This window comes from Segatella hominis, from assembly GCF_004535825.1.
In the GTDB taxonomy this organism is placed as follows: domain Bacteria; phylum Bacteroidota; class Bacteroidia; order Bacteroidales; family Bacteroidaceae; genus Prevotella; species Prevotella hominis.
The window spans coordinates 1-12,155 of record NZ_SGVY01000076.1; the positions used below are offsets into that span (position 1 = coordinate 1).

At 36.0% G+C, this 12,155-nt stretch carries 7 protein-coding genes and 1 pseudogene; all 8 read left to right on the plus strand.

Annotation, left to right across the window (positions count from 1 at the left end; all coding sequences use genetic code 11):
* Positions 1–113, plus strand: a pseudogene (locus EXN75_RS16135) (IS982 family transposase); the annotation flags it as partial.
* A gap of 35 nt (positions 114–148) precedes the next feature.
* Complete coding sequence (locus tag EXN75_RS16140) at positions 149–3,391, plus strand: CHAT domain-containing protein (RefSeq protein WP_118119637.1); 3,243 nt, start codon at positions 149–151, stop codon at positions 3,389–3,391.
* A 3-nt stretch (positions 3,392–3,394) separates the two neighbouring features.
* The gene (locus tag EXN75_RS16145; RefSeq protein ID WP_134844601.1) at positions 3,395–3,919 is read left to right on the plus strand and encodes a hypothetical protein; all 525 of its coding nucleotides are present in this window, start codon (positions 3,395–3,397) and stop codon (positions 3,917–3,919) included.
* A 28-nt stretch (positions 3,920–3,947) separates the two neighbouring features.
* Positions 3,948–6,818, plus strand: a complete 2,871-nt coding sequence (locus EXN75_RS16150; RefSeq protein ID WP_118119641.1) for a protein kinase domain-containing protein — start codon at positions 3,948–3,950, stop codon at positions 6,816–6,818.
* Positions 6,819–6,836: 18 nt separating this feature from the next.
* Positions 6,837–9,821 (plus strand): CHAT domain-containing protein, encoded by a 2,985-nt coding sequence (locus tag EXN75_RS16155; RefSeq protein ID WP_118119643.1) that lies wholly within the window; start codon positions 6,837–6,839, stop codon positions 9,819–9,821.
* Between the two features lie 75 nt (positions 9,822–9,896).
* Positions 9,897–10,190 (plus strand): RyR domain-containing protein, encoded by a 294-nt coding sequence (locus EXN75_RS16160; RefSeq protein WP_118119645.1) that lies wholly within the window; start codon positions 9,897–9,899, stop codon positions 10,188–10,190.
* A gap of 169 nt (positions 10,191–10,359) precedes the next feature.
* Entirely contained in the window at positions 10,360–10,908 is a 549-nt protein-coding gene (locus EXN75_RS16165) for a hypothetical protein (protein ID WP_134844602.1), read from the plus strand.
* Between the two features lie 106 nt (positions 10,909–11,014).
* Complete coding sequence (locus EXN75_RS16170) at positions 11,015–11,560, plus strand: hypothetical protein (protein ID WP_134844603.1); 546 nt, start codon at positions 11,015–11,017, stop codon at positions 11,558–11,560.
* The last annotated feature ends 595 nt before the right edge of the window (positions 11,561–12,155 follow it).

The window sequence follows — 12,155 nt, forward strand, 5'->3', positions numbered from 1 at the left end:
CACTAGGACTGTTTACCCGAATCATCGGGAAAATCAGCGCATTTACAGTCTTGCAATATATTAATTATGTAAACAACAGACCGGTTGGCAGGGTTAAGTATGCGCTAAATTAATTCCGCCAACGGGTAAACGAATGTAAGGAGGAATTATGAAAGTATTATTTTTTTTGTTAACAGTGTTCTGCTGTATAGATATCAATGCACAGGAAAATGATAGTGAAGAGGAATTGCGAAAAGCTGTAGACACAGGTTTTCATAATTATGTGTATTCTATGGAACACAATTATGATTCCATAGACAAAGCTACAATTTATTTTGAGCAATATGTTACTGCTCTAAGACAAAATGAAACAATGAACTTTGCCGAAAGAGCGTTTGATTCTTGGAAAGTTCTTAGATGGTTATCTCAAATTTATTGTTATACAGGTAGTTGTAAAGAAAAAGAACTACTTACTTTTATTTTTGACTATTATGGTAAACATATGCCGAGAGCTACAGAGTCCCTTTTCTATGCTGTAGAGCCTGCATTTGAGTATTATAATAGTCGTGGAGAATTGCCTGCATTTGAAGAATTATGTCTAAAGCTCACAAAAGCAGTGGAAAAAAGTGAGAAATATGATTTTTTTCTTTCAATTTGTAAGTATTTTCAATCAATAGCTTTTATTAAAAAAAATGAGACAACACAAGGTCTGGCCTTGCTGAAAAAAGCGTTGGATCTTTCCCACAAAGAAGAATTGAATTACAGAGGAACCTTCATACATAAATACTATTTGTTGATAAGTAACAGTATAGTTCAAGGTTATACATTTCAAGGGAATTATAAAGAAGCTATAGCAACAATCAATAAGATAGAGGAAAATGTCAAAGATGCATATACAGTAAAAAGTCAGCAATATTTACTTTTAGAAGGGACGAAACTTGAATTGTTTGTAAAAAATGGACTTTTTCTGGAAGCGAAGAATTTAGTGGTAGAGTTGGACAGCTTATGCAAGACTCCTAATGCTTTGGACAGATCTTTTATAGATAATTATCAAAGTGTTATTAATAACTTTAAGGTTCAATTAAAAATAGATAATGTCTCAAGCGAAACGCAATCTGCCGAAAATGAAAAAAAATATCAGCAGATATATTCTGAGCTTGTTGTTGGAAATTGCGCAAATGCAAATCGTTTGTTTCAAAATGCAGTACTTCCATACGAAAGGAATCTCAATAACTATAATCTTTCCGAATATTGTGATCTTGTGGCAAATTATGCAGAAATGCTGACTTCTACACATAATTATCAGTTTGCAATTTCGTATTTAACCCGAGCGGATAGCCTTGTGACGTGTATGTCAAAAGTTGATTTGTATGCCTCAAGAATATTTAAAGAAAAATTAGGAATGGTGTATTATGCATCTAAAAATAATATGCTTGCTATAAAATACCTAAATGAAGCAAAAAAAATGTATGAATTAGCTGGAGATCATAGCTTGAAGTATTATAACTGTCTTGGAGAATTAATAGATGTGTATTTAGATTTTGGTGATTATGCTTACGGAAAGTTGTTAGTTGATGAATTTAGTGACAGGGTTATTGAAACTTTCGGTTCTGATGAGTTTTCTTTATACAGAAACCTGCTTCAAGGAATTATAGGGGGAATTTATGCTAGGTTAGGATATAAATTTGAAGCACAAAAGATACTTGAAAAGGTGTATAGTGACAATTCTGTAAGTCATATAGGCAATCAATGGGATAAAGTGCGAAGAATCTTGGGTCTTTCTTACATACAAGATAATAATTTAGAAAAAGGAATTGAGTTGTTTAAAACAACTCTTCGGATAGGAAAAGACGAAGTTGAAAAAGAATTGGCGTTAAAAATACTTGTTGGTTGTTGTGGTATGCAGAAAAACCAAAAAGGAATTTTTTATCTTAAAGAGTACAATCATAAAAAACATGAAACAATAAAAAGAGTTTGTAGTTCTTCTAATAAGATTAATTTAGAAAATTTGTGGGAGGATTGTAAAGAAGATTTAATGTACATGAATAATTATATGCTTAAAGTGTTTGAACAATCACCAGAAATCTCTCAGTTAGCATATGATAATGCATTGTTTGTGAAGCAAAATTTATCAGACGAGTCTCTACAAGAGTACTCTTGGAAGAATATACAAGATAGTCTTAGCGAACATGATGTTGCATTAGAATTCATTGTTACATCTGAAAAATTTTATGAAAGGAACTCGCTTAGATATGGAGTTTTATTAATAAGGAAAGAGAGTCAAAGTCCTATATATATAGATTTATGTGACACAGAAAATATTGATAGTCTTTTCCGTAACATAATTCATACGGATAAAGATTTTATTAATAACATATATTCAACAAAAAATAACGGCATTTATAACCTTATATTTAAAAAATTAGAGCCTTACTTAAAAAAAAATGATGTTATTTATTATTCCCCTGTAGGATTTCTTTGTTTTATAAATTTTGAATTGTTAGGAGATGGTAAGCATAGATTAAATGAAAGCTATACTTTGCATCAAGTTTCCTCTACGGCTGTTATAAATGATTTAAAGAAAAAGCAGTTTAACTGCAATGGAAAATTTGCAATATATGGTGGCGTCAGTTATGATGAAAGTATGGACGAATTTGTCCAAGCTGCCAATACATATAAAATTTATGAAGGTCAAACAAATGAGATGCTGCAAAAACTTTTAGAAAATGAGCCTAATAATCGAGGTGCAGTAGAAGGTTTTTTACAAGGTAGTTTGAATGAAGTTTTATATATAGAAGATTTATTGAAAAAAAATGCCAAACAAGTTAAGCTATTTGTTGGAAGTCATGCTAATGAGGAGTCTTTAAAGGCTTTTAGTGGTAATCCTCCGCAGGTCTTGCATATTAGTACACATGGCTTTCTTCTTTCTACAACGGACGATCAGCGTCATCATAGGAATTTGTTAGAGAATATAGAAACGATAGGTTATGAAAGAGAAACTTCACTTTTGCATAGCGGGTTATTGTTGGCTGGAGCAGAAAAGGCCTGGAGAGGTGAAACAATTCCAAAAGGCTTAGAAGATGGTATCGTGAGTGCTTTTGAATTATCGCAGCTAAATTTAAAAGGGTGCGACTTGGTGGTACTTTCTGCCTGTGAAACAGGACTTGGATTTGTTAATCCTTTTTGTGGGGAAATCGGATTGAAACAAGCCTTAAAACAAGCAGGTGTAGGTACGATTGTTTTTAGTCTATGGCAAATTCCAGATGATGCTTCAGCTATGCTTATGCAAAGTTTTTACAATTTCATTATACAAGGAATTCATCCAAGACTTGCTCTTAAAAAGGCACAGAGTAATATTTCAAAGGTTTATAAACAACCATATTTTTGGGCAGGATTTTCCATAATAGATTAGATTATGAAAATAAATAGAGTTTTTTTTACGATTATAATGCTATGGTATGCAAACTGCTCCTTTGCACAATCATTCCATGACATGTTACTTGAAAATGTAAAGGGATCAGTCAAGTCTATAACATACAAAAGAAGTGAAGGAAGTGAATATGTGACATTCGCTAAAGATGGCAAAATAGGAAAAAAAGATATTTTCAGTCCCGTTTATAATAAGGATGGATATCTGATAAAATGTAAATCTTTATTGTTGGGACATATTGGAGAAACAACGTTTATTTATAAAAATAATAATGTTGAAATAAGTAGAACTGAGATAGGTGGAGGTTTATTCACTATACATTATATATACAATACAGATGGAACGGTATATCAAGAAGTTCAGAGCTTAGAAAAAGGAAATATTAAACAAACTGCTATATATACATTTAAATATCATAAATTTGATAGTCATGGAAACTGGAATACCCGTACGGTTTATTGTGGTGAAAACAGTTTTTTTGATCATAGGGTGATGACCTATTGGAAGTAGTTTTTAAGGACGTTTATAATATACAGTAATGACAATATACCAACAACTTCATCATGCTATTCTTGGACACCAAGAATCGTTAATATTGCCATTGGCAACATCAGATAACGATGTTTACATGGCTATTCGTCAAATAATGAGGGATAACCCTGATATATTTTGGTTCTCTCACATTTGGAATTATAATGAAGATGCTAGAACGCTCAGGCTACACTATACTATTAATAAAGAGCGGACTAAAAAAGTTAAAAGGCAAATTGAAAATGTGATTCTTAATGAGTTTCACATTTTAGACGTGCAGAGGCTTACACAAGAAGAACAAGTCATGTATGTCTATAAATGGTTGGCTCTTTATTGTAACTATAATATTTATTCTGCTTTCAACCAAACGATATATAGTGTTTTTGTATATCGTAATTCGGTGTGTACTGGATACGCCAAAGCAGCTCAATATTTATTTAAGCTATTAGGTATAGAAAGTCAACTTGTTTTTGGTAAGTTGAAGAATAGTGAGCGTTTGAGTCGTCATTGTTGGCTCTTGGTAAAATTGGAGGGAAAATGGTATCATTTAGACCCGACATTGGCTGTACCAAAGAACAAGGAAATTCTTGTAAGTACAGGAGTCAACCCTATTGTTGGTTCCGATGGGGTAAACTACAATTATTTTTGTGTAGATTCTGAAACAGTAAAAGATTCTAAGGAATCACAAAAAGGAAGCACGGAATATATAGAAGATGAAAAGGACTTGCCTGTTTGTTCTTCGCATATAGATTATTTTGGCTTGCAGCATCTTCGCATACCGTTAAACGAAGAAAGAAAGCTAGGTCACGTTTTGACTGGTATAGGAACGACTGCAGATGTTTATACATGGAATCAAAAATGTGCTACTCAAAAAGTTGTAAAGGCTTTTCGAAAGCAAATTCCCCAAGAAGTGATAAATCATGAATTCTATGTCATGCAAGAGTTGGCGAACTTACCTCATGTTTTATCGGTAGATCGTATGACTGAGGATGGGCGAGGAATAATAATGGAACAAGCAACTCCTCTTTCAGACCTATTGTCTTGTCATTATTATCAATTATCTTTCTCAAAATTCTGCCAGCTAATATTAGATTTGATAGATGGTGTTCAAGAATGTCTTGATCATGGAATCCAATATAGAGACATTCACCTTAATAATATATATAGGGATGGTAAGGGAATATATAAGTTGGGTGATTTTGGTAGTTGTGTTTGTCAAAATCAAAGGAATGATGTCGCTATAGGCGTTGGTAGCAAGTGGTATATGGCACCAGAGACATATAAAAAGCAAGAGTTTGGAGAAGCTTCTGCTATATATGAAATCGCTATGGTTGCCTATTTTATGCTAAACAATCTTTTGCCTCCTCTTTGGCAAAAGTATGGAAAGGAATCTTTGACTCTTCGTGTTGGTGGTAAGAACGTGCCTCTTCCTGTGCGATTGCAAAGTTCAGTAAATGATGCAGAGCAAAAACTAGGTAAAGTAATCCTTCAAGCATTAAGTTACGATACTTCTGTTCGTTTTAGTCAGTCCTTACAATGTTTTAGGGAGGAAATCGAAAACATTAAAACGACTTCACAAGATACGATACTATTCAAGGGAGATACGATTGAGCTTCCTAATGAATTAGAAAATATTGAAGATAGTGTTTTTTGTAACCATGAATTTGCCGATACGTTAATTGGAAAATTAGATAAAGAATGGGCTACGGTTGAAAATGCTTTAAGTATAGACGGTAATGGAGATGCAGACGCTAGTGGTAATAATTTTTCTCTAATTCAAACAGTAGATTTTGCATCAACTTGTATTCCTAATCCTGATATCCTTGTTTCGAATGGCGAAGTGGAAGATTTGCTAACAAGTATAGAAAGAGAGGAAACTAGTGATATGTGCAATTTTATTCCACAAGTAGAGTTTTGTGGTAATGATTTTGCTGTAACTGCAGGTGGAGTCAATTGCAAATCCAATATTTGGAAACCTCAAGAAACCTATATTCCACAACCACAAAAGCCTAAACCAAAGCGGAATTCTTCGAAGAATTCTTTTTGGAGTCGTTTGTTTTGCGGAAGAAAAAATGAGGCTCATGAAGATAATGTTTATAGTTCTGTTTTTGCTCCGGCAGAGATAAAACGTGGGAGTCATTTTGTTGTTCAGGTTTATTTGCACTTGATTGAAGAAACTGAAAAGGTTATGTCTCTTGCGATTGAATCGGATAAAAATTCAGAACGCCGTGACTATATACCTCTTTTAACCAAATTAAAACGAAATGATAAGGTTGATATTGAACTAAATATTTATGGAGAAAATATCTTGTATAATGAACGTAAGCAACTTGTTTGGCAAGGTAGTTTCACAAAATGTAGTTTTGATTATCTTGTGCCAAATAGTTTGGAGGTAGAAGAGTTAAGCTGTGAAGTCAATTTGTTTATCAATGGTAATATAGCGGGAGACATGCGCTTCTTGACTGCAATAGTCGATACTCAACCAACAATGCTAAATCCTCAAGTTATTGCTCGAACTTTTAATAAAATATTTATTTCATATGCCCATCAAGATATAGAGCAAGTGAAACATATCGCTCTCGCTTATAAAGCTCAAGGAGCGGATTACTTCTTTGATAAAGATAAACTGTCAGCAGGTGATATTTATGAAGAAGAGATTTTCAGATATATAGATAATGCAGACTTGTTTATTTTGTGTTGGTCGGCAAATGCTGCAAGAAGTGAATATGTGTGGAAAGAAACAGAACATGCTTTAATGCGAGCATATCCACAATTAAGTAGACAAGAAGCAACATTGAAAATTTATCCTATAAGCATCAAGCCTCGTGCTGCTTATCCGCAAAATATGATTGACATCTATAATTTCGAAGAAATATAACTTTTAAAATATTTGACTATGCACAAAATCATATTATCAATATTTGCTTTATCCCTCTCCCTCTCCACTTATGCCCAATCCGCATCCGAGGCGCAAGCTCTCCATGACAAGGGTAAGCAATGTGTAAATGAAGGGAAAATAAGCGAAGGACGCGGATATACTAAGCAGGCCTTGGATATGCGCAAGAAATTGTTCGGTGAAGTAAATGAAGACTATATCACTTCGCTCAACAATTATGCTCTCAGCTTTGCATTGGAAAAAGATTATGCCAATGCTGTGAAATACCAAGAGCAGGCGATGACGCTTTGTGATAAACTAAAGGAAAAGCAAGGCAGACCGCATAAGAACTATGGGCTTTATGCGCTCAACATGGGACGCTTTTATTATCTGAGCGATAATATAGATGGGGCTGTCACATATTGGGAGAAGGCATTGCTTCATGTGGAGAAATTCACTGAGATGTATGAAAATCTCCTGCAATGGCTTGCCATGATTTATAGCGACCGGAATGATAATAACAATCTTCAACGTATCATGGTGTTGACGGAAGAGCATAACCAGCATGAACTTACTAAGGATTGTAATGAGCCGAAGTGCATGTTGGGCAGAGCCAACTATTATGCCTCTAAGGGCAACACAGCCAAGGCTAAGGAATGTTTTATGCAAGTGCTGTCTATGAACATAGATGATAAGGTGAAGGCGGAAGTATACGAAGCTTACGCCAAGTTCTTGGCAAATACCAAGGACTGGGTTAGTGCAGGTGAATACGAAACGCTTTCCGCCAACCTCGTCAAGAAAACACAAGGAAAGAACGCAACTTATGCCAACCAACTCTACATGGCAGCCTTGTATTGTCATATTGGAAAGCAATATCAGCAAGCTATCGATAATTTTACTGTGGTCATCGAGTTTTATCAGTCTTCTGCAAATGGAGATACATCGTTAAAGAATGCATCTTTAAAGAAGATTGCCGATTGCCAAAAAGGTATCGGCAATGCGTATTCTGCCATGAAGGAATATGCTAAGGCTTGTGAGGCTTATAACCAGCAAATTGCTTATTATGAACGGTATGATAAAAACAGCGAGGATTATCCAAAAGCTATTCTTCGACTTGCCAAAGCCGAGAAATTCAACAAGGACTATGATGTTTCTATTGTCCATCATAAGCAAGCCATGCAACTATTCGACGAGAAAGGCATGGCGCAAGACTACACGGAGGCAGCATCCTCTCTGAAACTCTGTTATGTATATGCAGGAAAATCAGAGGAGGTGGATTACAAGGATGAAGCCATGCAGAAGGAAAGAATCCAGAAGTTGGACAACATCATTAAGGACGAGAAGAACAACCTCCAGATGACCCTCCAGTATTTGGGTAAGCTGACTTATGCCCGTTCACTTGCCACCATCGCAGGCTGCTATGCTATGAAGGAAGATTTCCCTAATGCAATCATTTACTATAAGCAATATCTGGAAGCTATCAGAGATGCCGTTCGTGAGGAGTTCCGTATGCAAAGCGAAAGCGAGAGAATACAGACCTGGCAAGAAGAAACCAATAATATCCAAGAACTCTTGGAATTGTTGACCATGATTCCGCAGGATAATTCCTCACTCTTCTCAGAGTTATCTGCCATTGCTTATGATGCTGCACTTCTTTTTAAAGGTATTCTCTTGAACTCGTCCATTGAATTTGAAAAGGTACTTACCCAACATGGCGACAAAAAGTTGAAGGAACTTTACGAGCAAACGAAGTCCATCTCAAACCAAATCTCCAATTTGCGCCAGAATGCCAAGAGCGACGCCGACTTGCAGAAAATACTAACATTGTCCCAAAAGAATCAAACACTCCAACTGCAGCTCTATAAGCAATGTGCGGAGTTCGCAGATTTCACTAATTATATCTCATATAACTGGAAAGATGTGCAAAAGCTGTTGGCTACTACCGATATAGCCATCGAGTTTGCTGCCATTAAGACAGGCGTATTGGATACCGAGAACTTTATGGAGGCGATTATTCTGACAAAAGATAGTAAAACTCCTGTAGCGATTCCTATATGTACTTTGGCAGAGGCAAAGGAAATGCTTGACGATGATCATATTTATGACTCCTCAGATAATCTCGTATGGGGTAAAATTAGAAAATATTTGTCTGGAAAGAAACGACTATTTTTCTCTGCAGATGACATATTTAATAATATAGGCATAGAATATTTGATATACGACGGAAAACCACTAAGCAATCAGATGGAGGTCTATCGCCTCTCCACGACCAAAGAACTTTGCTATCATCATCAGCAAGTACAGGCAGGTAATGCAGTTCTATTTGGCGACATTAACTACAACGAAGATGCAATTAATTCCTCTGTAAAGTGTGACTTGGCAAAGCTGCGTGGTAATGGCGATGTAGGCATGTTCGGCAATTTGGATAATACTAAACGTGAGATTGATGAGATACAAAAAATACTTAAGAATGGAAATATTCAAAAAGTTGTGGAATTTTCTGATCTAAAAGCAAGCAAACAAGCTTTTTGTGGGTTGACTGATAAGAAACTGAACATCCTTCATATTGCCACTCATGGTGCATATAGGGTTCAAAAGGGTGTTACTGACCAGGAAGCAATGTCGAACAGTATCCTTGCTTTTGCTGGTGCCAATTTAGATGATACGGGTATCGTTACAGCTGCAGAAGTGGCAAAGATGAACCTAAGGGGGTGTGATCTTGTGGCTCTTTCAGCTTGTGAAACAGGATTAGGTAAGTTGGGTACAGATGGTGTCTTCGGCTTACAGCGTGGTTTTAAAAATGCAGGTGTCCATACCCTATTGATGAGTCTGAAGAATGTTTATGATACTTCCACTGCCGAGCTTATGATTTGCTTCTACAGGTATCTCATGTCTGGTGTGAGCAAACGAGAGGCGTTGAAAAAAGCGCAACAGGATGTACGAGCTAAAGGATATAAAGATGCAAAATATTGGGCATCGTTTATCTTGCTGGATGCTTTGGATTAAAAAACTTTGTGTTTGAACGATAGATTTCATGTTATCTCTCCTCTTTCATATAGTAATCAATAGAAAATGTGAACTATGAATAAGAACAATTACACCCCACATCCTATCGACACGAAAAATGTTGGTTTACCCATGGAATTGCAAGCTTTGGCAGAAGATATTGCCAAGAATGTGCATGAGGTATGGGCATCTGGACGGATGAAGGATGGCTGGACGTATGGTGAAGAGCGCAATGATGCGGAAAAGAAACATCCTTGTCTTGTCCCATATGAGGATTTGAGCGAGGAAGAAAAGGAATACGACCGAAATACGTCAATTGAAACAATCAAACTTATTTTGACGTTGGGATTTAAAATTTCTAAAGATTGACGAAACATTTTGAAGTAAAAAAGCAAGAATAAATGATATCATGTATTCTTCTTTGTAATTATTTTCTTTCAAATTTTACCAAATTGTTTTTAGTCAATGTAGCACTTGAAAAATCAGAGTATTAAACACAAGTATATTATTAATTAATGATTATGAAACAAAAAATATTATGTTTTCTACTGATTTTTGGCTTTTAATAATAGGGTGTGCGTTTTTCTTTGGTTGTTCCTGGATATTCAGCAACTTTCAGAAGGGTGCTTACAAGCGTGAGATAAGAAACCGGCGTTCCTTCGTATTGCTCGCCAAATTATTGGCGGAGGAAGAAAATTTAGCATGTGATACAAGGGGATGCAAAGAGGATGGTACAGGTGAAGTTTATCTGGCTTTACCGGAAGGTGTTGTTAGGGTGTTTTCTCATCGAGATGGTAAGTTTGCCATTTCGCTTCTGGGGGCTGTCCTCATTAATGATTTGCATGCTGATATGGCCCGTGAGTTCTGTAAGGAATTAAATGCCAATGAAAAGAGAATAAGGTATAGTGCCGGTTTTGAACCTGCTATTGCCAAGACGGGGTTTTCTATCACCTGTGATTTTGAAGACGATGTGGATGAGGAAGCTGCGGAGTATTATATTCTTAGTTATGTTAAGACTTATTTAGGTCCCAAAAAGCAGGAACTTGAAACATTATGGAAAAGCAAGATTTCCTCGCAAGGGAAATAATTTCTAAGCTACTGTTTCTCTGATAGAAATGAGGTAACTTCTGCCTCTATATGATCATAAATCCTAAAAGAAGGAAATGACAACTATTGATTAAATGTATTTAAATATGATGACTCATATAGGAAAATATTTAATGAAGGATGGGCAGATTTGTGATGTCGTATCCCATAAAGATCGGGTTCTGGGTGTCATCTTTGATGAAACTAATGAGCAAATCCGGTTTTTGCCAGTCTTTGATATCGACAGTTTTCAAAGTTATAGCCTGCAGGAAATCATCGATATTGCTGAAGCGTATGATCAGAAACATGGCAATAGGTATTTGCATTGGAGCATTCCTTCTTTGACTGACTGGAAATTGATCTTATCCCGATTAGGAGAAACTCAGGTCCTGCATGGGGAAGAATTCAGCTTTAATGATCGGATGGAGGAGTGGGAGGAGTTTGATAGCGCCATTGCTATAAAGAATCTCAAGAAATTCGGTCTTTCTCCAGAGCTTACCTATTGGACTTGTTCGCAAGGTTATGATGACGAGGTGTTCCTTCTCGATCTTGAATCGGGAACCATTGAGGCTTATCCTGTATGGGATGATGGGGAGAAATACGATTATGCCTTACGACTTTATGGATGTTATAATCGCGGAAGAGATTTTTAATGAGCATGAAGCCAATAGCGTGTTAAAGATCATACGCTTCGCAAATATAAAGTGCAAATGACTTGTTTGCGACTCGTATCTCTGAAAGATAGAAATCTGGGCTTCGGATTTACGGGTGGTGTCTGACTTGTGCACTTTTGTGCTTCTCGGGGGCACAAAAGTGCTCTTATCTTGGCACAATAGTGCCCTTCCTTAGGCACTTTGCAAACTTAGCGAAACAGGAATATCTGCTTGGCATTCTGTTCGCTCATTTCCTTTTTATAGGAAGTGTTTGTAGTGGTTTTATAGGAAATGTATGTAGTAGTTTTTGTGTAAAAGTATATTTAGATGTTTTGTTTGAAAATAGATGTGGTAGATTTCTTTTTGAAAAATCTTTATAGCGAAGAAAATTTAAAATGGAAATTCGATTTAACCCTTCACCCTTCATCTTTTTGCCGTTTTTAGCCCCTTTTTGGTTTTAAGTAACTACTCTTTTACCTTTGCACCCAGAATCAAGTAACATGGATTTGGTTAATTGGTGTTAAGGTGTACTATTAACTACTCTAGCAAATAGCTATGTGCTGATTTAGTCCTTCACCATCCAAATCCTTTTTCT